The sequence below is a fragment of the Janthinobacterium sp. GW822-FHT07A03 genome, assembly GCF_058798815.1.
Map to the genome: position 1 here is coordinate 199,377 of NZ_JBXAKW010000007.1, position 23,537 is coordinate 222,913.

Consider the following 23,537-nt stretch of genomic DNA (forward strand, 5'->3'; position numbering starts at 1 on the left):
GTTTTTTCATGCACGCCACTGATTGGCAATTTGGGCTAGGATAGTATCCCTCTTCCTCACCTGCGTGCCGCCATGCCGAACTTCGCTGCCAATCTCAGCATGATGTTTACCGAACTGCCCTTCCTGGACCGCTTTGCCGCCGCCAGGGAAGCGGGCTTCGATGCCGTCGAATTCCTGTTTCCCTATGCCGTCGAGGCGCGCCAGATCGCCATGCGGCTGGAACGCCACCATCTGCAGCTGGCCGTCTTCAACTTCCCGCCCGGCGACTGGGAACACGGCGAGCGGGGCATCGCCTGCGACCCGCGCCGGGGCGAGGAATTCCACACCAACGTGCAGCTGGCGCTCAACTATGCGCTGGCGCTGGGGGCGAAACAGCTGCACTGCATGTCCGGCATCGTGCCGCCCGGCATGAGCCTGGAGCGGGCGCGGCAAAGCCTGATCGGCAACCTGCAATTTGCGGCCGACGCCTGCCGTCCGCACGGCATCAACGTGCTGATCGAGCCGATCAACCGCTACGACATGCCCGGTTACTTTCTGAACCATAGTCAGCAGGCGGCCGACATCATCGCCGACTGTCAGCGCAGCAATATTTTCATGCAATACGACATTTATCACATGCAGCGCATGGAGGGCGAACTGAGCAACACCATCCGCGCCCTGCTGCCCCTGATCCGCCACATCCAGATCGCCGACACGCCGGGCCGCCATGAACCGGGCACGGGCGAGATCAATTACCGCCATCTGTTCAAGCTGCTGGACCAGGTCGGCTACGCGGGCTGGGTCGGCTGCGAATACCGTCCCGCCAGCGACACCGTCGCCGGACTGGGCTGGCGCGAGCAATTGACGGGCACGACGGGCGCCTGATCGCAGCGCGCTTGCGCCCGCACAAGGCGGGCAGCGCAGGCCGGCACGACAATACCTTTCCATACAGTACTTCCTGTCGAGAGGTGACGTGTCCACCCTGCCCGCCCGCCTTCGCCGTACCCTTTGCCTAACCGTACTGCTGTGCGGCTGCGCCAGCCCGCGCACCAACCTGGCGCAAGTGCGCGCCCTGGCCGCCGGCACCGATGCCTTGACCGCCTTTGGCGAACTGTCGCAACGCCACGTGGACAGCTACCAGCGCGCCCGCCCCTACCTGTCGCCCGCCGAAGACGCGCGCGAACGCCTGCTCGATGCGCAGCGCTGCGCCGCGCAAGCGGACGTCGCGCGCCTGGCGCAGGCCGTGCGCCTGTACCTGCAGGCGCTGGGCCGGCTGGCGAATGCCGATGCGTACGACGTGCAGCCGGAACTGGCCGGCGCCGGCGCCGCCATCCGCGCCTGGCCGGGCAGCGGCATCGACGACCGCCATGTCAGCGCCTACACCCTGTTGCTGCAGCAACTGTCGCGCCTGGGCGGCGCGGCCAGCCAGCAGGCGCACCTGGCGCAGGTGCTGCACGACGGCGACGCGCCGCTGCAAGCGCTGCTGGCCGCGCTCGACAGCTTGCTGGCGCTGTACGACAAAAGCAGCGATAACGAGCGCGACATGGTGCTCGGCCTGCTCGACGTGGAAATCGCGTATGCCGACACGCCGCAGCAGCGCCTGCTGGCCGTGCTGGCGAAAACCATGCAGCAAAGCAAAACCGAAGAATACCGCCTGGCTGGCCTGCGCCACACCCTGGCGCGCCGGCAACTGGCGGCACTGGCGCGCGACCACGCGCAGCTGGCCGCCGCCCTCACCACCACGGAGGCAAGATGGACGGATCGGTAGGCAGGAGCAGCAGCGAACGCCGCGAAGCGGCCCTGAGCAGCGCCATGCGCGTCGAGCAACTGGCCGACAGCCTGTCGCAGGCGGCCGTCACCCTGCACGGCGCCGTCATGCGCGCCATCCGCAAGCGCGCCAGCCAGGGAGAAAACGGCATCAGCCATAGCCAGGCACAAGCCGTCTTCGCCCTGGAAGTGGCCTTGCGCCAGCAAGCCAACCAGCTGTATGCCGATGCCGCCGGACACACGGTGGCGGGACTGGAAACGGCGCAGCGCCAGCTCAGCGGCCTGCTCGACACGGTGCGCCTGCGCATCGCCCGCAACGACGACGTGCGGCACTGGATCAGCCTGGCGACGAGTTTGTTGCACCTGGGCAGCGCCGTCCTGGCCGGCAATCCCGAGCGCATCCTCAGCACGCTGGGCAAGGTGCGTGAGCGGCTGCAAGAGATGGCGCCGGACTGATTGAAATTGGCCGGCAAGCGCCTATACTGGGACGTCCCCGCCTGGCAATCGTGCCTGCGGGACCACCAGAGGAGGCCAATATGCGTATCGAACCGTATTTGCAATTCAGTGGAAATTGCGCGCAAGCATTGGAATACTACCGCCAGCACCTGCATGGCACGGACCTGTGCCTGATGCCGTTCCGCGGCTCGCCGGGCCAGGAGCAAGTCAAGGAAGACTGGTACGACAAGATCATGCACGGCTCCGTGCAGCTGGGGCCCACCATGCTGATGGGCTCGGACGGCGGCTGCCAGGAAGATGGCGCCAAGGGCATGAGCGGCAGCTCGATCTGCCTGACCGTCGATACGCCGGAAGAAGCGGAACGGGTCTTCGCCGCGCTGGCGCGTGACGGCAACATCCAGATGCCGCTGGAAGAAACGTTCTGGGCCAAACGCTTCGGCATGCTGAAAGACCAGTTCGGCGTGGCCTGGATGGTCAACTGCCTGAAAGAGCCAGCATAGAACGGCCCGCGCCTGCCTGCGCCGCGTCAAACGCGGCGCAGGTAGTAGCGCAAGCAGAGCTGCCCATCCTGGACTACCATATAGGAGATACGCCTATCGGGGACCGCCATGAATGGATTGCCGCAAGACCAGCTACAGCGCCTGCAAGGCGTGCTGGAGCAACGCAAGCTGGCGTTGCTGGAACAGATAGAGAACGAAGCGGCCGAAGCGGACGCGCGCGCCTCGCTGCTCAATGAAATCGAAGCCTCGCCGGCCGACAACGCCAGCGTGCGCACCTTGAACGCCCTCGTCAGCGAAGCGGCCGAGCACAATATGGCGCAGCTGGCCATCATCAAGCACGCGCTGGCCAAGTTTGCCGATGGCAGCTACGGCCTGTGCGACAACTGCGGCGAAGCCATCGGCTTGTCGCGCCTGAACGCCCGCCCCGAAGCGCGGCTGTGCATCGATTGCCAGACGCGGCTGGAAAAGGCCCGGCGCCCGCTGCCATGACGGCAGCATGACGGCGGCACGACAACAAAGGGCAAGGCATCGCTGCCCTGCCCCCTGTTTTCCAGCCTGACTGCCATGCTGCCTGCCGTCCCCCGCCAGCGTCTATGCGCCGGCTGGATGGACGGGTCTCCTCTACTGCCATTGCCTCTATGCAAGCTGTACGCTTGCTTAACTCATGTGCTGTCCGCCATTGATGGCGATATTCGCGCCCGTGACGAACGCCGCCTCGTCGGACGCCAGGTAAGCCACCAGGGCCGCCACCTCGTCCGGCTCGCCCAGGCGGCCCAGGGGAATCTGCGGCAGGATCTTCGTTTCCAGTATCTCGGCCGGCACGGCCGTCACCATCTGCGTGCGCAGGTAGCCGGGCGAGACCGTGTTGACGGTGATGCCGTGGCGCGCCACTTCCAGCGCCAGCGCCTTGCTGAAGCCATGCACGCCCGCCTTGGCGGCCGCGTAGTTGCACTGGCCAAACGCACCCTTCTGGCCATTCACGGAAGAAATGTTGATGATGCGGCCCCATTTCTTTTCCAGCATGGGTTCCAGCACCTGCTTGCTCATGTTGAACAGGCTGTCGAGATTGGTCCGCATGACCTCGGACCAGTGCGGCAATTCCATCTTGCGCATGCTCTGGTCGCGCGTGATGCCGGCGTTGTTGACCAGCACGTCGATGCGGCCGAACTGCACCAGCACCTTGCCCACGGCCTCGCTGCAGGCAGCAAAGTCCGTCACGTCGAGGGCCAGCGGATGAAAATAATACTGCTGCGCCTGCTGCTCGTCGAGCCAGCTTTCCACCCGTGCATTGCCCGGCGTATGCGCCGCCACGACGGCAAAGCCCGCCGCATGCAGGCGCCGGCACAAGGCCGTGCCCAGGCCGCCCATACCGCCCGTCACCAGCGCTACCTTTTGTTCCTTCATTGCTATCTCTCCCCGCTTGTTATGGTTGTTCTGCGTGGGATCAAGTGTAGGAGTAGTTTTTATCGCCAGCTTTGCGCTAGATCAAGTGCTCAGCCTGATACAGTCGTGCGCGTGCGGCGCCCCGGACTGTGCCAGAATGGCCGCTACTGCACAGCGAGAGGACAGGCCATGACGTACAAGACCGTATTGCTCCACATCGACGACAGCGCCGGGCGCGCCGCCCGCATCGAAGCGGCGGCCAGCATCGCCCAGGCGTGCGGCGGCCACCTGACGGGCGTGGCGCTGACGGGCGTGTCGCGCCTGCTGTACCAGCACCAGCCCGACCTCGATGCCGACCCGAACCTGAGCCTGCATCTGAACTTCCTGCGCGAGCGTGCCACGCGCGCCCTCGACGGTTTCGAGCAACAGGTGCGCGCGGCCGGCGTCGCCTCGTTCGAACAGCGCGTGCTCGACGACGAGGCGGCGGGCGGCATCAGCCTGCTGGCCCGCTATGCGGACCTGGTCGTCATCAGCCAATACAATGCCAAGGATAAATCGCCGTCCGTGATGCGCGACTTTCCCGCCTATGTGCTGCTGCATTCGGGCCGCCCCGTGCTGATCGTGCCATATGCGCCGCCGCTGCCCCTGCTGGCGCCGCCGGCCGCGGCGCGCAATGTGCTCATTTCCTGGAACGCCAGCAAGGAAGCGAGCCGCGCCGTGACCGCCGCCCTGCCCCTGCTGCAGCGGGCTGAACATGTGCACGTGGCCATCTTCGACGCCCAGGTGCATGCGGCCGAGCACGGCGAACAGCCGGGCGCCGAACTGGTGCACTACCTGGCGCGCCACGGCGTGGAAGCGCGGCTGCATTTGCTCGATGGCGGGGGCGTGCGGCGCGGCGATATCGGCGAGGCGCTGCTGTCGCATGCCGCCGACCTGTCGGCCGACTTGCTGGTGATGGGAGCGTATGGCCATTCGCGCCTGCGCGAAACCATCCTGGGCGGCGTCACGCGCACGATTCTGCAGAGCATGACGATCCCCGTGCTGATGGCGCACTAGGTTCTTGGCAAGACGGCAGGGCTAGCTACCCTGCCAGGGCTGGCTGCGGATCTTCGCCACCTGGCGCTGCGCCAGCCACTGCCACAGCTGCAGCGCGTCGTCCTGCGGCAGGGCCGACATGTGGCGCGGACTGGCCAGGGCGATTTCGCAATCGCGGTCCGACCATTCCTCGAAAGTGACTTCGCCTCCGCTAGCGACTTCGACCTGATACATCAAGCCGTCGTCGTAGCCAAAGCGCAACAAGACGGCGGCCGGGCTGCCATCCGGCGTGACGGCGCCGCCGCGGTACACCTCGGCCAACGCATCGGCCAGCTGTGCCGGCGAGGGCGCGCAGATGTCGCGCCCATCGGCCCGTGTCAGAATGAACCATGCCTGTGTCATGACGCGCCCTCCTATCCATACTCGTTAGCATGCGAGGCAAGTACTACGGGCAGTCACCTTGGTCCAGTGTCACTTCGGGCACGCGGAAACTATCCCTGTCGGCATTGTTTACCAATAATTACTCATACTAACAAGGATCATACCTAAATTTCGTGCGGCGCGGAATTTATGCATATGGCACCACAGAGGCGCCGATTCACGCCACCAGCACGGGAATGCTGAGCGGATCGAAGTCGTACCAGTCGCCATTGGCGATCGTGCCTTCCGCTTCCTCGATATGCTCGGCGCCCAGCCGGTGCAGTGTCTCGAGCGCCCGTTCGCGCTCCTCGAGGCCGCCCAGCGCCACGGCGATCAGCATGCCCGGATGGCGTGGCTGGCGGTGGTTTTCGCCATTCTTTTCAGCTTCGCCCGCCTCCTTCATCTTGTTGAAACTGTAGAGCGAGCCCACGTGGGCGCCCACCAGCGCGCCCACCACCGGGCCCAGCGGCCCCGTCGCCAGGGTGGCGGCCGCGCCGATGCCGGCACCGACGGCGGCCCCGACGGCCACGCCCTCGACCACGCCTTCCGGCGTCTCCTTGGCGCCGGGCGAGATGTCGCGGTCGCCGCCGAGCGCATGCAAATCATGCTGGCCCGGCTGGTTGACAAAGAAGGCGCTGATGCGGCTGTCAGGAAAGCCCGCCTGGTTCAGGGCGGCGCGCGCGGCGTCTATCTGCTCCTGCAACTGAAAATGACCTGCGATGATGCGTGACATGATAAGGCCCTCCTGGTCGGCTGCGGGCGCCCCGTGCGCCGCCTCGATAGCGTGCGCCGGACGGCGCCAACAGACCGTTCGCTTGCGCACACAGCCACACTATCATGCACTCATTCATGCGCTCGCGCTGAACGGGCTGCGGATATCGGCCAGGAATTGCTGTGCGCGCACATGTTGCGGCCGCGCAAAGAAATCCTCGGGCGCGGCCCGTTCCAGCACTTGCCCGTGGTCCATGAACCAGACGCGGTCCGCCACTTCGCGCGCGAAACCCATTTCGTGCGTCACGCACACCATCGTCATGCCGCCGTGCGCCAGGTCGCGCATCACTTGCAGCACCTCGCCCACCATTTCCGGGTCCAGCGCGCTGGTCGGCTCGTCGAACAGCATCAGCGGCGGCTGCATGGCCAGCGCGCGGGCAATCGCCACCCGCTGCTGCTGCCCGCCCGACAAAGCCGCCGGCATGGCGCGCGCCTTGTGCGCCAGCCCCACCCGTTCCAGCAGGGCCAGCGCCCGCTCCTCCGCTTCCTTACGGCTCAGGCCGCGCAAGCGCTGCGGCGCCAGCGCGCAATTGTCCAGCACCGACAAGTGGGGAAACAGGTTGAATTGCTGGAACACAAAGCCGATGTGCGAGCGGAAGGCATTCACGTCCAGCCCCGGCGCGTGGATATCCTGGCCCGCCACCGCGATACGGCCCGAAGCGATCGGTTCCAGGCGGTTGATGGTACGGATCAGGGTCGACTTGCCGGAGCCGGACGGTCCGCACACGACCAGCACCTCGCCCTTGGCGACGTGTTCATTGATCTCGCGCAAGGCGTGATAATCGCCATAGTATTTGTTGACATTGTCAAAGGTAATCATGCTGCCGCTTTCAGGAAACGCGCCTGGCGCCGCTCAAGCCAGAAGGCGGCGCGCGACAGGCTGAAACACAAGACAAAATACGTCATGCCCAGCAGGAAATACACTTGCACGGGCTTGGTCAGCACGAGGCCGTTCACTTGCGAAGCGATGAACGACACCTCGGCCAGGCCGATGATGTACCCGAGCGAAGTTTCCTTGATGGTCGAGACGAACTGGTTGACCAGCGAGGGCAGCATGTGGCGCAGCGCCTGCGGCAGCACCACCGAGCGCATGCTGTCCAGATAATTCAGGCCCAGCGAACGGGCCGCCTCCACCTGCCCGCGCGGCACGGCTTGCACGCCGGCGCGTACAATTTCCGCCAGATAAATGCCGTCGAAGATGACGAGGGCGGCCAGCATGGTGCCGAATTGCCCGCTTTCATGTCCCGTGATACTGGGCAGGAAGAAATACGCCCAGAAGATGACCAACAGCAAGGGGATGCCCCGCACCACGTGGATCAGCACGGCGACGGGCCAGCGCAGCAGCCGCCAGGGACTCAGGCGCGCCAGGCCCAGCAGCAAGCCGAACGGCAGGCTCAGCAACAGCGCCAGGCTGGCCAGCACGACCGTCAGCGCCAGCCCGCCCAGCGGCCCCTCGGGATAGCGGCCCACGAGAAAATACAGCCAGTAATCATGGATGAGTTCCAGCATCAGGACACCTTCCTTTGCAGCAAGGCCGCCAGGCCGGCGATCAGCAGCGAGACGGCCAGATAGGCCGCGCTGGCAAAGACGAAGGCATCGACGCTGCGGAACGAGGCCGCTTCCACGCGCTGCGTCTGATACATCAGCTCGGCCACGCCGATGACGGTGGCGATGCTGGTGTTTTGCCACAGGGTCAGGGTTTGCGACAGCAGCGGCGGCGCGGCCAGCCGCAGCGCCTGCGGCACGATGCACAGGCGCATGGTGGCAAGAAAACTGAAACCCAGCGCCCGGCCCGCCTCGAATTGCTGGGCGGGAATGGCGCGGATGCCGCTGCGGATGTCTTCCGCCATGTAGGCGGCCGTGTACAGGGTCAGGGCCGTGACGGCGCTGACGGCTTCGATATTGCCGGCATACAAGCGCTCCTTCCACGCATCGGGCAACAGTTCGGGCGCGCCGAAATACCAGAACAGGAAGTGGGCCAGCAAGGGCACGTTGCGGATCAGCTCGACATACGCGGCGCCCAGGCCATTGAGCAGGCGCGACGGGGCCAGCCGCAGCATGGCCACGCCACAGGCCAGCGGCAAAGACAAGAGCAAGGTAATGCCCATCAGTTGCAAGGACAGCAGCAAGCCGGAAACCAGCCAGTCGCGGTAGTCGCCGGCCAGCAAAAAGTGCAGATCAAATTGGAACATGATGGTGAAATATCATTGATGCCTAAGAAAACCGTAGCGAGCGGCAGTGATTTGTGGCTGAGAAGCGCAACCGTGCTGGAGCACGGTGAGCATCGCAGGCCGCAAAGCGCGCCGCGCAGTAGGTTTGCTTAGGCGTCAATCTTGTCCGACTCAATCTTGAATGTGCGCTTCTGAAATTTCACATTGCTCGTCGGGCCATACCATTTGAAGAACAGTTTTTCCGCCTCGCCCGATTTTTCCAGCCCGCGCAGCACCTGGTCGACGGCCGTTTTCACGCCCGTCTCGCCCTTGCGGATGCCGAAGGCAAACACTTCCTGGCTGATGTTTTGCGGCAGCACAATATAGTCTTTTTGCGCGGCGCCCAGCTTGGCGTAATTGTTCAACAAGGAGACTTCATCGTCGACATAGCCGGCGCCCTTGCCTTGCTGCAAGCCCAGATAAGCCTGGCCCGCCGTCTCGAACGTCACCACCTCCACGCCAGGCACGGCCTTGCGGATATTCGGTTCCTGCGTTCCGCCCTTGACGGTCAGCACTTTCTTGCCGGCCAGGCCAGCGACCGTCGTGATATTGCTGCTTTTTTTGACCAGCACGCGCTGGCCCGTGTAAAACGTGGACAGGGAAAAATCGACGAGCGCCTCGCGTTCCTTGTTGTGCGTCAAGGACGCCGTCAGGATATCGATGCGGCCCTGCTGCAATTCGGGAATGCGGGCGGCGACGGCCAGCTGCTTGATCACCGGCTTGACACCCAGGCCCTGGGCGATGGCGCGGCACAGGTCCACTTCATAGCCGACCAGCTGGCGCGACTTGGCGTCGATGAAACTGTTCGGCTCGTCCGTGCCCAGGGTACCGCAGACCAGCTCGCCCTTCGCCTTGATGGCGGCCAGCTGGTCCGCTTGCGCCACCTGCGTGAAGGCGATGCTGGTGAATAACAGGGCGGCGAAATGAAGGCGGGTCTGCATGGGATTCCTCTGGTGGATAACGAATGCCGCCATTAGACCGCAGCGCACTTATTTCCAAAAAGGAATCTTTTCACCCATGTTTATGCAGAATTCATCTAAGGCGTCATCTACGGCACCAGCGCCTTCGTCTCGCCACCGAGGCGAATGATCGCCGCCCTGGCCCCCACGGCGCCCGGATAGCGGGGATCGAGCTGCAATGCCTGGCGGTAAGCCTCGACGGCCTGCGGGCGCAAGCCTTGCTCGACGTAAAATTCAGCCAGACTGTCGTGCAAATTCGCGTCGCGCGGATGCAGGCTGACGGCCGCCTGCAGCACGGCCATGCCTTGCGTCACGGCGCCGCTGCCTCTCAATCGATACGCTTCCAGGTTCAGCGCCGCCGGGCTGGCCGCGCCCAGCGGGTCGCGGGCCAGGGACACGCGCAGGGCAGCCGTGGCATCTTCCGTCTTGCCGGCGCGCAGCAAGGTCAAGCCCTGCAGCGCATGCGCGCCGTCGCTGAGCGGGTACAAGGCCACGGCCAGGCGGCCGGCCGCCAGCGCTGCATCTGTCTCTCCGCGCGCGGCCGACGCTTGCGCCAGCTCAAGCAGCTCGGGCACGAAATCGGGATACGCACGCTGGCCGTGGAAGGCCGCGCGCAGCTGGCTATCGAGTGCAGGAATGGACGCGGAGGCGGGTGCGGCCGGCCAGGCGATGGCGGCCGTGCGGTCCCAGCTGGCGGCCAGGGCCACGATGGCTTGCTCGAAGGCGGGATCGAAACGGGGCAAGGTGCCGGACGCTTTGCCTTGCGACAACAAAATATAGTCGCGCACAAATGCCAGCGCGCCGCCGCGCGAGTATTGATTCAGGTCAATACCAGCCTCGCGCAGCCGGGCAGCCATGCTGGCGCCGGCCATGAGAAACACGCGGCCGCTGGCCGGATGGCGGGCCGCCTCGATGAAGGCGCGCGCGGCCGTGGCGTCCGGCACCAGCGCTTGTTGGTTGATTTGCGCAAAGGCTGCCCGCGTGGCGGCCGCATCCGCATACGCTTGATCCGTGCGCTCGGCGTAGGCCCTGCCCTCCTCGAACAGGCCTAGCGCCACCTGGTAAGCGCGCTGCGCGTCCGCATCGGCGATATACGTTTTCAGCTGCCACGGCTCGCCCGTGACCACCTCGAACAGGCGCTGCACGAAGGCCTCGGGATTGACGCGCTCGAGATTGGCGGCGACGGCAAGGGTGAGCTTGCGCGAGGGAAAGCTGTACAGATAGGTGACGGTTTCCGGCTGCTGGCCGCTGTGGGCGATGGCGTAGCGCCCGCCTGTGGGGAGGATTTCCCAGCCCATGCCGTAGCGCGTCAAGTGGCCCGCGCGCGTGGCCATCGGCTGCACCATGGCGGCCACGCTGGCCGCCGACAGGATCTTGCCGTCGTGGACGCCCCGGCCGAAGGCCAGCATGTCGGGCACGCTGGCGCGCGTGCCGCCGGCGGAAAAACGGCTGCTGATGTCGACGAATTCCGAATTCTTCAACGCCGTGCCGGCCAGCCGGTAGCCGCGCACGCGGTGGGCGATCAGGGCGTGCGGGTCGTCCATCACGATGGTGTCCATGCCCAGCGGCCCCCACACATGGCGCCGCATGTAGCCGCCATAGCTTTCGCCCGAGGCGCCCTCGATGACGGCGCCCAGCAGGTTGTAGCCATAGCTCGTGTAGCGAAAGCGCGTGCCCGGTTCGGCGATCAGGTCGAACTGCTCGAAGACGGCGATGGACTGGCGCGTATCCTTGTGCTCCTTGAAATGCTGTTCCGCCTGGCTGTTGCGGTAGGCGTCGATGCCGCCCAGGTGGCCCAGCAGCTGGCGCACCGTCACGGGGAAGGGTTTGACAGGGAAATACGGCACATAGGTTTGCACGGGCGCATCGAGGTCAACCTTGCCCTGCTCGGCCAGCTGCAGCACGGCCACCGCCGTCATGGGCTTGGTGACGGACGCCAGCCGGTAGCTGGAGCGGGCCGTGGCCGGCACGCGGTTTTCCAGGTCGGCATAGCCATAGCCTTTTACCCATTCCACCTCGCCCTGGCTGAAACCGACGGTCACGCCCGGGATGCGCTGCGCACTCATGCGCCGGGCCACCCAGCCGTCGAAATCCGCCAGGCGCGCGGCCAGCGCGGGAGCGGGAACAGATGCGGGAGCGGATGCGGCTTGCGCCACGCCGCACAACAGCGCCAGCGCGCTGGCGAAACCGTAGTAGTTGCTGCTTTGCATAGTCATGCTTCCATGGTGAGGCCGCGTCCACCACGCGGCACTGATGCATGATAAGCATCATGACAGCGTCATAGGCGGGCGATGCACGAAATGCACGGGGCCTGCATGAACGGCACCGGAGTTGATGAAAATGTTGCAAAGGGTTGGCAAATGAGCAGCTACAATGCCCGCCATGTCCTCCTTCCTTCGCTACCTGCCGCAGTGCTGCCTCGCTTGCTGCCTGGCCTGGCCCGGTTTCGCCGGCGCCATGGATCGCCTGCGGCTGGACGAAGGCTGGCGCGCCTGCGGCGCGAATCCCTCCGCGCCCGCCGCCGCGCTGCACCAGTTGCTCCAGCCGGGCCAGCTGCTGTGCATCGAGCGCGAACTGGTCCTGGCCGCCGCGCCGCCGTCAACGCAGCTGCTGGTACTGTCGGCGCTGGCTTCCAGCGAGCTGTGGCTGGATGGCAACTTGATCGGCAGCAATGGCCAGCCGGCCCGCCAGGCTGTCGATGAAAGGCCGGGCGACATCGATTTCGCCATCCACCTGACGCCACGGCAGTTGACCGTGGGCAAGCACCATCTGCGCCTGCTGCTGTCGACGCAGCAGGCGCCGGCCCGCCTGGCGTCGCCATTCTATGCGCTGTACCTGGTCGACCGGCAAGAGTACCGCGCGGCGCTGGCCTGGTACCGGCTGCCGCCGCTGCTGCTGGCCGGCGCGCTGGGCGCCGTCGCCCTGCTCTTCCTCGCCTTGACGGCGCTGTACCAGCGGCAGCGGCACTGGGCCATGTTTACCGCGCTGTGCCTGGTGGCGGCGCTGCTGCTGGTGGTGGAACTCTGGCGCAGCGTTACCGGCTACGCCTACCCCTGGCACTTGCCGCGCCTGTATGCCGTCACTGCCCTGACCTGGCTGTTTTCCGCCCTGCTGCCCCTGTATTTTTATACGGCCTGGCGCCTGCCCCGTTGGCCGCTGGCGGCGGCGATGTTGCTGGCGTGCATTGCGCTGGCCGGCGCGCTGCCCGCGCATTTCGACGCCCGCTGCTGGCTGATGTTTCTGACGGGCCTGGCAGCGAGCCTGCTGCTCAACCTGGGCGCCCTGTGGCGCCGCCTGCCGGGCAGCCGCGGCGGCACCTTGATCGCGCTGGCCTCGTGCGCCCTGTTCCTGCTGACGGGCAGCCAGTTTGCCGAAGGCGGCTTCGCCCTCGTCGTGTGCTTCCTGCTGCTGCCCCTGTGCGCGCAGCTGCTGGCGCAGCTGTTGAGCGAACGCAGCAAGGCGGCGCGCGCCCGGCAGCTGGAAAACCAGCTCTTGCGCAAAAGCATGCAACCCCATTTCCTGATGAATTCCCTCAGCCTGATCGGCGAACTCAATGCGCAATCGCCGCAGGCGGCCGAAACCTTCATCGAGGCGCTGGGCGCCGAGTTGCGCATGCTCAATGAATTTGCCCAGCAGCCGAGCATTGCCCTGACGCAGGAACTGGCCCTGTGCCAGAATTACCTGAGCATCATGGGCACGCGGCTGCAGCAGCCGTGCAGCCTGCAGTTCGATGGCGAGGCGGCGGGCATCACCGTGCCGCCCGCCATCTTGCTGACGGCGCTGGAAAATGCGTTCAGCCATAACCGCTACCGCCACGGCGCCCACTTCGTGCTGCGCAGCGCCAGGCTTGCGCAAACGCAAATACTGACCCTGATCCTGCCCGAGGGCGAGGCCCGCGCCCATGCGGGCAGCGGCGTGGGCGAACAGTACATCCGCGCCAGCCTGCATGCCGTATTCGGCGATGCCGCCAGCTATGCCTGTGAATATGCCAGCGAACAGCAGCAGGCAGGCTGGCGCCTCACTTTTACCTTGCCGGCGGCCCCATGAACGTATTGATACTGGAAGATGAACCGCTGATCGCGCAAGGCCTGGAACGCGAGGTGCGCGCGCATTTCGGGACGCGCCTGGCGGCGCTGGCGCTGCACGACAATGTGCCGCAAGCGCTGGCCGCCCTGGCGCAGAACAAGATCGACTTGCTGCTGCTGGATTTGAACCTGCATGGCGCGGACGGTTACGACCTGCTGCGCCTGGCCCAACAAGCCCCGTTCCAGACCATCGTCGTCTCGGCCCACGCGGAACGCTCGATCACGGCCTTCGAGTTCGGCGTGCTCGACTTCGTTGCCAAGCCCTTCAGCCGCGAACGGCTGCACAAGGCGCTGCAACGCTATACGGGGCGGCATACGCAAGCGGCCTCCCTGGCCGTCAAGAAACGGGGCGCGCTGGAATGGATCGCCATGGCCGAGATCGACCACGTGCAAGCCGATGGCCACTACAGCAACATCGTGCTGCGCAGCGGCGAACAGTGCTTTCACGACTTGCCGATCGACAAGCTCATGGCCCTGCTGCCGCCCCATTTCCTGCGCGTGCACCGCTCCTACCTCGTCAACAGCCTGGGTTTCAAGCGGCTGCAGATCGCCGCGGGCGGCAAATACGCGCTCGACACGCAAACCAGCACGGGCATCCCCGTCTCGCGCAGCAGCTATCCCGCGCTGAAACAGCGGCTGCTGGGCTGAAGTCCCCGCTTACCAGTGGGGCGCGTAATTGGGAAACGGCGAGGCCATGTGTTCGGGTTCCACGGGCGGCGCCATCCAGTCGCGCGGGTCGACCTTGTAGTACTGCAAGAATTGCGCATACAGTTCTTCGTGGTGCTCGGCCATCTGGTATGGCTTTTCAAAGAAGGTTTCCGTCGCCACGGCAAAGAATTCGGCGGGATTCGTGGCACCGTAGTGGTCCATCACGCTGTGCTGCTGATAGATGGCGTCGTGGCGCAGGTTGTCGAAGTCGCGCGACAGCACCGTGGCCCAGCTGCGGTAGCTCGACACGCTGGGCAGGTAGGGCGCGCCATTCGCGGCGCCCGATTCGCTGTCGAGCTGGTGGGCGAATTCATGCAGCACGACGTTGTGGCCATCGGTCCAGTCGGCCGCACCGCGCTGCACGTGATCCCAGGCCAGCACCACGCGGCCATCGCCCCAGGATTCGCCCAATAGACCATTGGCCGATGGCGTGACCACGCCGCCCGGCCCCACTTCATTGCGCGTGACGATGAATTCCGTGGGGTACACGAGGATGGTGTCGAGTTCCGGATACACCTGCGTCTGGCGGTTCAGCAGCAGCAAGCACGCCTGGCCGGCGATGGTGTAGCGCATCTCGTCCGTGATCTCCAGGCCGCCGCAACCGACGAATTTCTTCTGATACAAAAATTGCACGACCAGGCGGCGCAATTGCTGCTGCAGCGGCGCCGGCATGCGCGGATACACGGGAATATTGCTTTCCAGCACGGCCAGGCCTTCGGGCGGCAAGGGCTTGGACAGGGCCCGCTTCAAGCGCCAGCGGGGGAACCATAATGAAAAGACGATGGCGGCCGTGACGAGGGCGATCCACAGCAGCGGGTTCATGCGGCGGCCCGTTTCAGGCAGCGCAATGGCGGGAACGATAACAGGGCGGCGTAGGCAGACAAGGACAAGCTCCTTCAAGTGAACCCGCGCGTTGCGGGCAGCAGTCCAGCCCACATGGGGTTGATTAATATCTTTTCAATCCGCCAAGCTCAAAGGGCTTGCCCCAACGCCAAAAGCCGGGCTGTCACCCGGCTTTCGACATGTGTCTGATCATACGAACCACAAACCACGCCTGCCGGCCGTCAAGCGGCCTGCCAGGCGCAAGGTTTATTCAGCCGATTTTTGCTGCGGAGCACCGAACAAAGCAGCCACCAGCGGATCGCGCGTCACGGGACCGCGGTTGACGCGGATGGCGTAATGCGTGTCATCGGCCAGGATGTGGAAGTGGCGGCCGCTGCCTGCCATGCTTTGCTCGCGCAGGCCGGGACGGTCCTTGCGCGGTGGCGCGCCTTCGCGTTTCGGCTGGACGATGGCAGCCAGGAAGGCGCGCACGCGCTCGGGATCCGGCGTCAGCTGGTACACTGCCTTGCCCAGGTAGGTGGCGGTGCCTTCGATGTAGCGGGCCAGTTCGATCACGCCCGCTTCGCGCAGGTCGCGGATGTATTTGCGGGCGCCCGATGGCGAAAACTTGAGGAACCAGGCGATTTCGTCGGCCAGCATCTCGTGCAGCGACAATTCGCCGATCAGTTTTTGCATGTTTTCGATGCGGCGCAGGGTGGCCGAGGTCGAACGCACGCGCTCGATCGGTGCCATGGAAATGGGATTCATGCGTTCCGGGGGGATGGGCGCTGCGCGTTCGACCATTTGCGAGCCTTTTTCGGGGCTACGAAGTTCCTGGTGCGCTGCCTTTAATTCGCTCTTCACGTGAGACTGAGTCATTGCATGCATTTGAATACTCCTTTTAAACGATTGCCGGTAGCCCGGATTGTTAAGTTCTTGGCAATTTTTATACCAGAACACCACGAATCCTGAGCGTCTGGACACAGAATGCCATCCTGCTCCTCACTGGTCTGTGCGTTAACGAACATTAGAAGCAAGAAAGTGAAAAATATTGCCTTGCTGAATTATTTCTCTCGCGACATCTATAAAAGACATCTGAAAAACGCCGTATCTCATACGCGCACAAAGTGAAATAGCGAACAGAAACGTCGGCATTCTTGCAATAAATTCAAGCTTCGCGCGCGGCGCCCGCCGCCCGCATCGCGCCAATTATTGATACTTTGCAAAGGAACCATCATGAACCTGCCTACTCTGCTGGCCGCCGCTGCCCTGCTTACCCTGTCCGCCTGCAAAAAACCGGCCGAGGCGCCGCTGCCCGAAATGGCGCCCAACCCCGCTTCCGCCCCGCAGGTACTGCCCGCCCCCGTCACGCCGGCCATGCCGGAAACGGGTCCGGGCAGCACGACGCCGCCTGCGCCGCTGACCGATCCGGCCACCGCGCCGGCCCTGCCGCCCGCCACCGCGCCGAAATAAGGCCCGTCGAAGCCGACCGATCAGGCGCCCGCGCGGCGCCGCCCCTACTCCACGGGGGAGTTACGCGTTGCCAGCCTGTTTGCAACGCGTTTTTTTACGATTGGAGTCGGCCGCGCCATTTAGGTTCACCCGCATGCCGCCCCGCATACGCGGCGCCGGCCGGCATCGAATCGCCCCCGCAAAAATGCGGCAATCCGCACGGCTTTCCCCCTCGCCGTGCGGAAAGGCGGAATCTCGCCATTTCCCATTTTCAATAGATTCAAATTAAACCTTTATAAACAATCACTTGCAATAAACGCCAAAATGCGCTCCACTGGCACGGAAGATGCTTTTATATTTTCATAACCGCCACCAGAGCGGCAGCCTCACCCAATATAAAAACCATCTACCTTTTTTTGGAGACAACAGCATGGCAAGCACCTTCCGCATCTCGTCCTTCCTGAACACCAAGGCACTGGCCGTGGCCGTCGCACTGGCCGCGCAATTCCCGCTGGCCGTCCATGCGGCCGACCTGGTCCGCCTGGGCAACCTGAAATTCGCCCATTACGGCGCCGTCGCCTACATGAAGGAAATCGCGCCGAAATATGACTTGAAGATCGAGGAACGCATCTTCGCCAAGGGCCTCGACATCGTGCCGGCCATGATCGCCGGCGAAATCGACGTCTCCGCCAGCGCGCTGGAAGCGGCCATCACGGGCCGCGCCACGGGCTTGCCCGTGTACCTGGTGGGCGGCTTCGCCAAGGGCGGCGTGCAGATCGTCGGGCGTCCCGACCTGAACATCAAGGATATTGCTGGCCTGAAAGGCAAGAAAGTCGGCGTCACGCGCGGCGGCCCGCAGGAAATCCTGCTGTTTGCCGAATTGACCAAGGCCAAGCTGACCTGGTCCGACAAGCCGGGCAAGGACGTGCAGATCCTGTACATGGGCTACCCTGACCTGAACCAGGCGCTGCTGACCAAGGATATCGACGTCATGAGCCAGTCCGAACCGTACTCGACGCAGGCCATCCACAAGAAATACGGCGCGGCCATCATCAAGCCCTACGACACGCCGCTGGGCGAGCCCGTGCGCGCCCTCGTGATGACGGAAAAGATGTACAAGGAAAAGCCGGCCGTGGCCCAGCGCTTCATGGATTGCTTCGTCGCCGCCACGCGGGCGTTTTTGGCCGACCCGAAACTGGCGGAAAAATACGTGCGCGAATCGATGTTCAAGAACCAGATCACGACCGAGGATTACCGCGATGCCATCGACAACGCCATCTTCACGGAAGACATCACGCAAAGCCACGTGCAGCTGACCACCGACTACATGGTGAAATTCGGCGTGGGCCGCATGGCCAAGGCGCCCGCGGCACAGGATTGGGTCAAGCTGGACCTGCTGGAAAAAGCCAAGAAATCCTATGTCCCACGCTAACCACGGCCACGCTAATCTGAAAGTATCACGATGAATATTCAAATGATGAAACGCTTCGCGCACGGCGCCGCCGTGCCCGTCGCCGTGCTGCTGCTGTGGCAAGCCATGTCGACCTTTGGCTGGATCAACCCGCAAATCCTGCCCTCGCCCGTGGCCGTGCTGGTGAAGTGGTATGAATACCTGGTGCCGATGCAAGCCTACACGCCCGAGACGGGCAACTACCTGGTGTGGATGTTCTCCGGCGAATTGCCGCACGACGCCTGGGCCAGCCTGTCGCGCGTGCTGGGCGGCTTCGCCATCGGTGCCGGCCTGGCCTTGCCGCTGGGCTTGCTGATGGGCACCAACAAGACCATCTATAAACTGTTCGACCCGCTGGTGCAGGTGCTGCGCCCGATTCCGCCGATCGCCTATATTCCGCTGGCGATCCTGTGGTTCGGCCTGGGCAACCCGCCCGCCTTCTTCCTGATCAGCATCGGTTCCTTCTTCCCCGTGCTGATGAATACCATCGCCGGCGTGCGCCAGGTCGACGGCATCTACATCCGCGCCGCGCGCAACCTGGGCGCCAGCCAGATGACCATGTTCCGCCGCGTCATCCTGCCGGCGGCCACGCCGTATATCCTGGCCGGCGCGCGCATCGGCATGGGCACGGCCTTCATCGTCGTGATCGTGGCGGAAATGATCGCCGTCAATAGCGGCCTGGGTTTCCGCATCCTGGAAGCGCGCGAGTATTTCTGGTCTGACAAGATTATCGCCGGCATGTTTACCATCGGCCTGTTCGGCCTGGCCATCGACATGGCCATGAATGCCCTGAATAATCATTTGCTGCAGTGGCACCGCGGCCTGGAACACTGAGAGGAACGGCCATGACCACGATCAATATCAATGCAGTCAATAAAATCTTCACCACGGGCGGCGCGGACGTCATCGCCCTGAAGGATATCAACCTGGAAATCGCCAGCGGCGAGTTCATCTGCCTGCTGGGACCGTCCGGCTGCGGCAAGTCGACCCTCCTGAACGCCATCGCCGGCTTTTCGCAGCCGACGTCGGGCCAGATCCTGGCCGGCGGCAAGCTGATCACCGAACCCGGTCCCGACCGCGGCATGGTGTTCCAGGAATACGCGCTGTTCCCCTGGATGACGATTGAAAGCAATATCGCTTTCGGCCTGGAAATCGCCGGCAAGACGCCAGCCGAGATCAAGGAACGGGTCGACATGCTGCTGAGCATGCTGGGCTTGACGGAATTCCGTGCCCGCTACCCGAAAGACTTGTCCGGTGGCATGCGCCAGCGCGTGGCGATTGCCCGCGTGCTGGCCCTCGATTCGCCGATCATGCTGATGGATGAACCGTTCGGCGCGCTGGACGCCTTGACGCGGCGCAACCTGCAAGATGAATTGCTGAAAATCTGGAAAGTCTTCGGCACCACCATCGTCTTCGTCACGCACTCGATCGAGGAATCGATCTACCTGGCCGACCGCACCATCGTCATGACCTACCGTCCCGGCACCATCAAGCGCGACGTGGCCATCGAACTGCCCCGCCCGCGCGACCCGAGCGACCCCGAGTTCAACCGCCTGAAGCGCATGCTGGGCGAGATGGTGATGGAAGAGCAGCAGCGGCATCACAATGCGGAGACGATGGCCAGCACTGCAGATTAGTGGCTGGTTGCGTCTGACCAAACCTACTGCGCGTCGCGCTTTGCGGCCGGCGATGCTCGCTGTACTAAAGTACAGCTGCGCTTCTCGGCCACAAATCATCGCCGCTCGCTACGGTTTTGTCAGACGCCGCCAATTTGCATGTCAGACATTACTTTGGATTCGCCCATTCGGGTGAATCCCACCGTACACTACAATTCCTTCTTTGCGGTACACGCAAGCTTAACCAAATAGACGGAGCACCATGGCATTCGGCAAATGGACCCTGAGACCCGCGCTCGGCCCCCTGCTGGCCGTGGGCTCGCTGGCCGTGCTGACGTGGGCCTCGTATGCCTGGGTCAGGCAGCGTCAGCTCGATGAATTGCACCGCACCCTCGATTCGCGCGCGGAACTGTATGCGGCGTCCATCGGCGGCGCCCTGAACAAATACGAATTCCTGCCCCTGGCCGTGGCCCAGAGCAATGCCGTGGCGCAATTGCTGGAACAGCCCAGCGCCGATAAAGTGACGCAGATCAACGCCTACCTGGTCGACATGAACCGCCGCGCGGGCGCCTTTGCCGTCTACGTGCTCGACGACAAGGGCACGACCCTGGCGTCGAGCAACTGGCAAGACCGCAGCTCCTACGTGGGCGTCAACTACGGCTTCCGTCCGTATTTCAAGAACGCCATTGCGGGCGGCATCGGCCGCTTCTACGGCATCGGCTTTTCCACCTTCGAAGCCGGCTACTTCATTTCGCAGCCCGTGCAGCGCGACGGGCGCATCCTCGGCATCGTCGCCGCCAAGGTCAACCTGGACTGGATCGAGCAATCGTGGCGCACGCCGGGCGCGGGCGAGCAGATCTGGGTCAAGGATGCGAATGGCGTGATCATCCTGGCCACCACCCCCGCCTTCAAGTTCAAGACCCTGGCGCCTTTGTCGCCGGCCGCCAAGAAAGACATCAGCGAACAGCGCCAGTTCCTGCAAGAAAATCTGCCCATCTTGCCGCACAAGGTGCAGCGCCAGTTCGCCGATGGCGCCAGCGTGATGACCCTGGAACGCCCGCAGGCTGGCGATACGCCGGCCCTGTCCGGCAGCGCCGACAAGGTAAGCTACCTGGCCGTGAACCGCGTGCTGGGTCCGCTGCAATGGCAGATCACCGTGCTGGCCGAGCTCGACCAGGTAGATGAGGCGGCGCGCAACGCGGCCATCGCCGCCGCGCTGGGCTGGGCCTTGCTGCTGCTGGCCCTGATGTATGCGCGCCAGCGCCGGCGCCGCATCGCCGACAAGCTCAATGCGCAGCAGACGCTGGCGCGTGCCTATGAACAGCTGGAAATCAAGGTCGAGCAGCGCACGGCCGACCTCGTGCACGCGAACGGCCGCCTGCAGGCCGAAGTGGCCGAGCGCGAGCGGGCCGAGCAGACCTTGCGCTATGCCCAGGCGGAACTGGTGCAAAGCGGCAAGCTGGCGGCCATCGGCCAGATGGCGGCCGGCGTCACGCACGAGCTGAACCAGCCGCTGGCGGCCCTGCAGACGTTTTCCGACAATGCCAAGGTCTTTCTGGCACGCGGCCAGATCGATGACGCGCTCGACAACCTGTCGACCATTTCCGACCTCGTCAAGCGCCTCGGCTACGTGACGTCGCAGCTGAAAGGCTTTGCGCGGCGCAGCGACGATGCCCGCAAACCCGTCAGCGTGCGCCAGGCGTTTGCGCAAACCATGCTGCAAATCCGCACACGCAAGGGCTCGCAGCGCCTGACCCTGCATGAAAGCTGGCTTGAGGACGACATCATCGTGCTGTGCAACGCCATCGGCCTGGAACAGGTATTTACCAACCTGATCACGAACGCCATGGATGCCGTGCCGGAAGGCGAGCCCGTGCAAATCTGGTTCCAGGTGCGCCGCGAAGGCAGCCTTGCCGTGCTGCATATCACCGATAATGGCTCCGGCATCCCGCTGGCCTCGCTCGACAAGATCTTCGATCCCTTCTATACCACCAAGGAACACGGGCTGGGCTTGGGATTGTCGATCAGCGCAGGCATACTGCGCGCGGCCGGCAGCGCCCTGGCCGTGCGCAACCGCAGCGCGCAGGAAGGGGGCGGCGCACAATTTACCATCACCCTGAGCTGCGCCCCGGGGGAGAATAAGATAGAGACGAAGGAATAGGGAATGCACGAGAATAATTTTGAAGGCATGCAAGTGCTGCTGGTGGAAGACGATGCCGTCGTGCGCAAGGGCGCCCGGCAATCGCTGGAACTGGCGGGCCTGCAAGTGACGGCCGTGGCCACGGCCGAGGAGGCGCTGCCTTACCTGGTACCCGAATTTGCCGGCATTTTATTGAGCGATATCAAGCTGCCCGGCATGGATGGCTTGAAACTGCTCGATATCGCCGTGGCGCAGGATGCCAGCCTGCCCGTGATCCTCGTCACGGGCCACGGCGACGTGTCGATGGCCGTGGGCGCCATGCGCCGCGGCGCCTACGATTTCATCGAAAAGCCGTTTTCCGCCGACCTGCTGGTGGAAGTGTGCCGCCGTGCCCTGGATAAACGCCACCTGGTGCTGGAAAACATGAACTTGCGCCGCCAGCTCGAGCAGCGCGTCGGCATCGAGGCGCGCATCGTGGGCCGCAGCGCCGCCATGGCCAAGGTGCGCCAGCTGGTGCTGAACCTGGCGCCCAAGTCCGCCGACATCATCATCCTCGGCGAAACGGGGACAGGAAAAGAACTGATCGCGCGCTGCCTGCACGACTTCAGCGAGCGGCGCGACCACCCTTTCGTGGCGATCAACTGCGGCGCCCTGCCCGAGTCGATCTTCGAATCGGAACTGTTCGGCCACGAGGAAGGCGCGTTTACGGGCGCGCAGCGCCAGCGCATCGGCAAGATCGAGTACGCGAACGGCGGCACCCTGTTCCTCGATGAAATCGAAAGCATGCCGCTGGCCCTGCAAGTGAAACTGCTGCGCGTGCTGCAGGAGCGGCAAGTCGAGCGGCTCGGTTCCAACAAATTGATATCCGTCAATTTCCGCGTGATTGCCGCCGCCAAGGAAGACCTCAATGTGCTGGCCGAACAAGGGAAATTCCGCCCCGACCTGTATTACCGCCTGAACGTGGCCAGCCTCACGCTCCCCGCGCTGCGCAACCGGCGCGAGGATATCCCCCTGCTGTTCGAGTTTTTCGTGCTGCAGGCGGCGCTGCGCTACGGCCAGCCCGCGGCCCTCGTCAGCGGCGAACTGATCGCCTCCCTGATGGCGCAGCGCTGGGCCGGCAATGTGCGCGAGCTGCACAACGTGGCCGACCGCTTCGTGCTGGGCTTGCTTGACGAGACCCTGAGCCCCGCCGGCTGCCGCGAAGCATCGCTGGCCGAACAAGTCGACACCTTCGAGATTTCCATCATCGAGGAAGCCTTGCGCCGCCACAATGGCAACGTCATCGATGCGGCCGCCAGCCTGAATATTCCCAAGAAAACCCTGTACGACAAACTCAAGCGCTTCGATATCTCGACGGAGCAATTCCGTTGATCTGAAGCAAATGGCCGACACAGCCATGCGGCGGCGTCCTACCCGTGCGGGCGGTCTCCTGTGTGAGAATGCAAGCTCTTATTCATTTCTGCACAGGACACCGCCATGAAAACCGCCGCTCTCTTGCTGGCCGCCACCCTGATGACCGTGGGCGGCGCCTGGGTGCAAGCCCAGTCGACGACGAATGTGAACCAGACGGGCAACCACACCAACAATGCCAACGATCCCGGCCAGAAATCGGACCAGTCCGACAAGCTCGACAACAAGGGCAAGCTGATCCATGAAGGCAAGCCTGCCAAAACGCGCACCGACAAGCGCACGCGGCGCGGCAAGCCCACGGCGCCGCCAGCGTCCACACCCGCTGTGTCCAGCAGCCCCGTTGCGCCACCGCCAACCGCGACGGAGCGCTGACA

The 23,537-nt window shown here is 64.2% G+C and carries 25 protein-coding genes; 15 read left to right on the forward strand and 10 right to left on the reverse strand.

Going from position 1 to position 23,537, the window contains the following annotated elements; all coding sequences use genetic code 11:
* Positions 1 to 72 precede the first annotated feature (72 nt).
* From otnI to AC1RJW_RS20675, 5 genes are all read left to right on the forward strand, one after another.
* Positions 73 to 864 (forward strand): 2-oxo-tetronate isomerase, encoded by a 792-nt coding sequence (gene otnI / locus AC1RJW_RS20655; RefSeq protein ID WP_493046636.1) that lies wholly within the window; start codon positions 73 to 75, stop codon positions 862 to 864.
* 88 nt (positions 865 to 952) lie between these two features.
* Positions 953 to 1,747, forward strand: coding sequence for a hypothetical protein (locus AC1RJW_RS20660; protein WP_493046637.1), 795 nt, complete (start codon positions 953 to 955; stop codon positions 1,745 to 1,747).
* Positions 1,732 to 2,202, forward strand: a complete 471-nt coding sequence (locus AC1RJW_RS20665; RefSeq protein ID WP_493046638.1) for a hypothetical protein — start codon at positions 1,732 to 1,734, stop codon at positions 2,200 to 2,202. Before AC1RJW_RS20660 ends, AC1RJW_RS20665 begins: the two co-directional genes overlap by 16 nt.
* A gap of 80 nt (positions 2,203 to 2,282) precedes the next feature.
* Complete coding sequence (locus AC1RJW_RS20670; protein ID WP_493046639.1) at positions 2,283 to 2,702, forward strand: VOC family protein; 420 nt, start codon at positions 2,283 to 2,285, stop codon at positions 2,700 to 2,702.
* Between the two features lie 108 nt (positions 2,703 to 2,810).
* Positions 2,811 to 3,191 carry a TraR/DksA family transcriptional regulator gene (locus AC1RJW_RS20675; protein ID WP_493046640.1) on the forward strand — a complete coding sequence of 127 codons (381 nt, stop codon included), beginning with the start codon at positions 2,811 to 2,813 and terminating at the stop codon, positions 3,189 to 3,191.
* A 168-nt stretch (positions 3,192 to 3,359) separates the two neighbouring features.
* On the opposite strand, the gene phbB is transcribed toward AC1RJW_RS20675, so the two are convergent.
* Positions 3,360 to 4,106: an acetoacetyl-CoA reductase gene (phbB, locus tag AC1RJW_RS20680; RefSeq protein ID WP_493046641.1), complete on the reverse strand. Its 747-nt coding sequence runs from the start codon at positions 4,104 to 4,106 to the stop codon at positions 3,360 to 3,362.
* 168 nt (positions 4,107 to 4,274) lie between these two features.
* On the opposite strand from phbB, the gene AC1RJW_RS20685 reads away from it, so the two are divergent.
* Positions 4,275 to 5,141 (forward strand): universal stress protein, encoded by an 867-nt coding sequence (locus AC1RJW_RS20685; RefSeq protein ID WP_493046642.1) that lies wholly within the window; start codon positions 4,275 to 4,277, stop codon positions 5,139 to 5,141.
* A 21-nt stretch (positions 5,142 to 5,162) separates the two neighbouring features.
* Here AC1RJW_RS20685 and AC1RJW_RS20690 read toward each other — a convergent pair whose 3' ends face one another.
* The 7 genes from AC1RJW_RS20690 to AC1RJW_RS20720 all read right to left on the reverse strand — a co-directional run bounded on the left by AC1RJW_RS20690 (position 5,163) and on the right by AC1RJW_RS20720 (position 11,696).
* Positions 5,163 to 5,522 carry a hypothetical protein gene (locus tag AC1RJW_RS20690; protein WP_493046643.1) on the reverse strand — a complete coding sequence of 120 codons (360 nt, stop codon included), beginning with the start codon at positions 5,520 to 5,522 and terminating at the stop codon, positions 5,163 to 5,165.
* Between the two features lie 196 nt (positions 5,523 to 5,718).
* The gene (locus AC1RJW_RS20695; RefSeq protein WP_493046644.1) at positions 5,719 to 6,273 is read right to left on the reverse strand and encodes a hypothetical protein; all 555 of its coding nucleotides are present in this window, start codon (positions 6,271 to 6,273) and stop codon (positions 5,719 to 5,721) included.
* 114 nt (positions 6,274 to 6,387) lie between these two features.
* Positions 6,388 to 7,131: an amino acid ABC transporter ATP-binding protein gene (locus AC1RJW_RS20700; RefSeq protein WP_493046645.1), complete on the reverse strand. Its 744-nt coding sequence runs from the start codon at positions 7,129 to 7,131 to the stop codon at positions 6,388 to 6,390.
* Positions 7,128 to 7,820 (reverse strand): amino acid ABC transporter permease, encoded by a 693-nt coding sequence (locus AC1RJW_RS20705; RefSeq protein WP_493046646.1) that lies wholly within the window; start codon positions 7,818 to 7,820, stop codon positions 7,128 to 7,130. Before AC1RJW_RS20705 ends, AC1RJW_RS20700 begins: the two co-directional genes overlap by 4 nt.
* A complete protein-coding gene (locus AC1RJW_RS20710) occupies positions 7,820 to 8,503 on the reverse strand; it encodes an amino acid ABC transporter permease (RefSeq protein WP_493046647.1) in 684 nt (227 codons plus the stop codon). The genes AC1RJW_RS20705 and AC1RJW_RS20710 overlap by 1 nt, the downstream gene beginning before the upstream one ends.
* A gap of 128 nt (positions 8,504 to 8,631) precedes the next feature.
* Positions 8,632 to 9,462, reverse strand: coding sequence for a transporter substrate-binding domain-containing protein (locus AC1RJW_RS20715; protein WP_493046648.1), 831 nt, complete (start codon positions 9,460 to 9,462; stop codon positions 8,632 to 8,634).
* 107 nt (positions 9,463 to 9,569) lie between these two features.
* Positions 9,570 to 11,696, reverse strand: coding sequence for a serine hydrolase domain-containing protein (locus tag AC1RJW_RS20720; protein WP_493046649.1), 2,127 nt, complete (start codon positions 11,694 to 11,696; stop codon positions 9,570 to 9,572).
* 166 nt (positions 11,697 to 11,862) lie between these two features.
* On the opposite strand from AC1RJW_RS20720, the gene AC1RJW_RS20725 reads away from it, so the two are divergent.
* Complete coding sequence (locus AC1RJW_RS20725; RefSeq protein ID WP_493046650.1) at positions 11,863 to 13,527, forward strand: histidine kinase; 1,665 nt, start codon at positions 11,863 to 11,865, stop codon at positions 13,525 to 13,527.
* On the forward strand, positions 13,524 to 14,213 hold the full coding sequence (locus AC1RJW_RS20730) for a LytR/AlgR family response regulator transcription factor (protein WP_493046651.1): 690 nt from the start codon (positions 13,524 to 13,526) through the stop codon (positions 14,211 to 14,213). The genes AC1RJW_RS20725 and AC1RJW_RS20730 overlap by 4 nt, the downstream gene beginning before the upstream one ends.
* A 9-nt stretch (positions 14,214 to 14,222) precedes the next feature.
* Here AC1RJW_RS20730 and AC1RJW_RS20735 read toward each other — a convergent pair whose 3' ends face one another.
* Together AC1RJW_RS20735 and AC1RJW_RS20740 are read right to left on the reverse strand one after the other, a co-directional pair.
* The gene (locus AC1RJW_RS20735) at positions 14,223 to 15,095 is read right to left on the reverse strand and encodes a M90 family metallopeptidase (RefSeq protein WP_493046652.1); all 873 of its coding nucleotides are present in this window, start codon (positions 15,093 to 15,095) and stop codon (positions 14,223 to 14,225) included.
* Positions 15,096 to 15,362: 267 nt separating this feature from the next.
* Entirely contained in the window at positions 15,363 to 15,863 is a 501-nt protein-coding gene (locus AC1RJW_RS20740) for a winged helix-turn-helix domain-containing protein (RefSeq protein ID WP_223278908.1), read from the reverse strand.
* 468 nt (positions 15,864 to 16,331) lie between these two features.
* On the opposite strand from AC1RJW_RS20740, the gene AC1RJW_RS20745 reads away from it, so the two are divergent.
* The 7 genes from AC1RJW_RS20745 (at position 16,332) to AC1RJW_RS20775 (ending at position 23,535) form a co-directional block, all read left to right on the forward strand.
* Positions 16,332 to 16,568: a hypothetical protein gene (locus AC1RJW_RS20745; protein ID WP_493046653.1), complete on the forward strand. Its 237-nt coding sequence runs from the start codon at positions 16,332 to 16,334 to the stop codon at positions 16,566 to 16,568.
* Between the two features lie 409 nt (positions 16,569 to 16,977).
* Positions 16,978 to 17,979 (forward strand): ABC transporter substrate-binding protein, encoded by a 1,002-nt coding sequence (locus AC1RJW_RS20750; protein ID WP_493046654.1) that lies wholly within the window; start codon positions 16,978 to 16,980, stop codon positions 17,977 to 17,979.
* Positions 17,980 to 18,021: 42 nt separating this feature from the next.
* Positions 18,022 to 18,831, forward strand: a complete 810-nt coding sequence (locus AC1RJW_RS20755; protein ID WP_493046655.1) for an ABC transporter permease — start codon at positions 18,022 to 18,024, stop codon at positions 18,829 to 18,831.
* Positions 18,832 to 18,842: 11 nt separating this feature from the next.
* Positions 18,843 to 19,634 (forward strand): ABC transporter ATP-binding protein, encoded by a 792-nt coding sequence (locus AC1RJW_RS20760; protein WP_077401587.1) that lies wholly within the window; start codon positions 18,843 to 18,845, stop codon positions 19,632 to 19,634.
* A gap of 241 nt (positions 19,635 to 19,875) precedes the next feature.
* Positions 19,876 to 21,774, forward strand: a complete 1,899-nt coding sequence (locus AC1RJW_RS20765; RefSeq protein ID WP_493046656.1) for a sensor histidine kinase — start codon at positions 19,876 to 19,878, stop codon at positions 21,772 to 21,774.
* 3 nt (positions 21,775 to 21,777) lie between these two features.
* Complete coding sequence (locus AC1RJW_RS20770) at positions 21,778 to 23,124, forward strand: sigma-54-dependent transcriptional regulator (protein ID WP_436500614.1); 1,347 nt, start codon at positions 21,778 to 21,780, stop codon at positions 23,122 to 23,124.
* A gap of 105 nt (positions 23,125 to 23,229) precedes the next feature.
* Complete coding sequence (locus AC1RJW_RS20775) at positions 23,230 to 23,535, forward strand: hypothetical protein (protein WP_493046657.1); 306 nt, start codon at positions 23,230 to 23,232, stop codon at positions 23,533 to 23,535.
* Positions 23,536 to 23,537: the final 2 nt, after the last annotated feature.

Bases quoted from the DNA above. Each gene is read 5' to 3' on its own strand.
- AC1RJW_RS20740 (WP_223278908.1), bottom strand. From the start codon at position 15,863: ATGAATCCCATTTCCATGGCACCGATCGAGCGCGTGCGTTCGACCTCG.
- AC1RJW_RS20690 (WP_493046643.1), bottom strand. From the start codon at position 5,522: ATGACACAGGCATGGTTCATTCTGACACGGGCCGATGGGCGCGACATC.
- AC1RJW_RS20700 (WP_493046645.1), bottom strand. From the start codon at position 7,131: ATGATTACCTTTGACAATGTCAACAAATACTATGGCGATTATCACGCC.
- AC1RJW_RS20710 (WP_493046647.1), bottom strand. From the start codon at position 8,503: ATGTTCCAATTTGATCTGCACTTTTTGCTGGCCGGCGACTACCGCGAC.
- AC1RJW_RS20775 (WP_493046657.1), top strand. From the start codon at position 23,230: ATGAAAACCGCCGCTCTCTTGCTGGCCGCCACCCTGATGACCGTGGGC.
- AC1RJW_RS20695 (WP_493046644.1), bottom strand. From the start codon at position 6,273: ATGTCACGCATCATCGCAGGTCATTTTCAGTTGCAGGAGCAGATAGAC.
- AC1RJW_RS20735 (WP_493046652.1), bottom strand. From the start codon at position 15,095: ATGAACCCGCTGCTGTGGATCGCCCTCGTCACGGCCGCCATCGTCTTT.
- AC1RJW_RS20730 (WP_493046651.1), top strand. From the start codon at position 13,524: ATGAACGTATTGATACTGGAAGATGAACCGCTGATCGCGCAAGGCCTG.
- AC1RJW_RS20665 (WP_493046638.1), top strand. From the start codon at position 1,732: ATGGACGGATCGGTAGGCAGGAGCAGCAGCGAACGCCGCGAAGCGGCC.
- AC1RJW_RS20770 (WP_436500614.1), top strand. From the start codon at position 21,778: ATGCACGAGAATAATTTTGAAGGCATGCAAGTGCTGCTGGTGGAAGAC.
- phbB (WP_493046641.1), bottom strand. From the start codon at position 4,106: ATGAAGGAACAAAAGGTAGCGCTGGTGACGGGCGGTATGGGCGGCCTG.
- AC1RJW_RS20670 (WP_493046639.1), top strand. From the start codon at position 2,283: ATGCGTATCGAACCGTATTTGCAATTCAGTGGAAATTGCGCGCAAGCA.
- AC1RJW_RS20745 (WP_493046653.1), top strand. From the start codon at position 16,332: ATGAACCTGCCTACTCTGCTGGCCGCCGCTGCCCTGCTTACCCTGTCC.
- AC1RJW_RS20750 (WP_493046654.1), top strand. From the start codon at position 16,978: ATGGCAAGCACCTTCCGCATCTCGTCCTTCCTGAACACCAAGGCACTG.
- AC1RJW_RS20720 (WP_493046649.1), bottom strand. From the start codon at position 11,696: ATGACTATGCAAAGCAGCAACTACTACGGTTTCGCCAGCGCGCTGGCG.
- otnI (WP_493046636.1), top strand. From the start codon at position 73: ATGCCGAACTTCGCTGCCAATCTCAGCATGATGTTTACCGAACTGCCC.
- AC1RJW_RS20755 (WP_493046655.1), top strand. From the start codon at position 18,022: ATGATGAAACGCTTCGCGCACGGCGCCGCCGTGCCCGTCGCCGTGCTG.
- AC1RJW_RS20765 (WP_493046656.1), top strand. From the start codon at position 19,876: ATGGCATTCGGCAAATGGACCCTGAGACCCGCGCTCGGCCCCCTGCTG.
- AC1RJW_RS20685 (WP_493046642.1), top strand. From the start codon at position 4,275: ATGACGTACAAGACCGTATTGCTCCACATCGACGACAGCGCCGGGCGC.
- AC1RJW_RS20675 (WP_493046640.1), top strand. From the start codon at position 2,811: ATGAATGGATTGCCGCAAGACCAGCTACAGCGCCTGCAAGGCGTGCTG.
- AC1RJW_RS20715 (WP_493046648.1), bottom strand. From the start codon at position 9,462: ATGCAGACCCGCCTTCATTTCGCCGCCCTGTTATTCACCAGCATCGCC.
- AC1RJW_RS20725 (WP_493046650.1), top strand. From the start codon at position 11,863: ATGTCCTCCTTCCTTCGCTACCTGCCGCAGTGCTGCCTCGCTTGCTGC.
- AC1RJW_RS20705 (WP_493046646.1), bottom strand. From the start codon at position 7,820: ATGCTGGAACTCATCCATGATTACTGGCTGTATTTTCTCGTGGGCCGC.
- AC1RJW_RS20760 (WP_077401587.1), top strand. From the start codon at position 18,843: ATGACCACGATCAATATCAATGCAGTCAATAAAATCTTCACCACGGGC.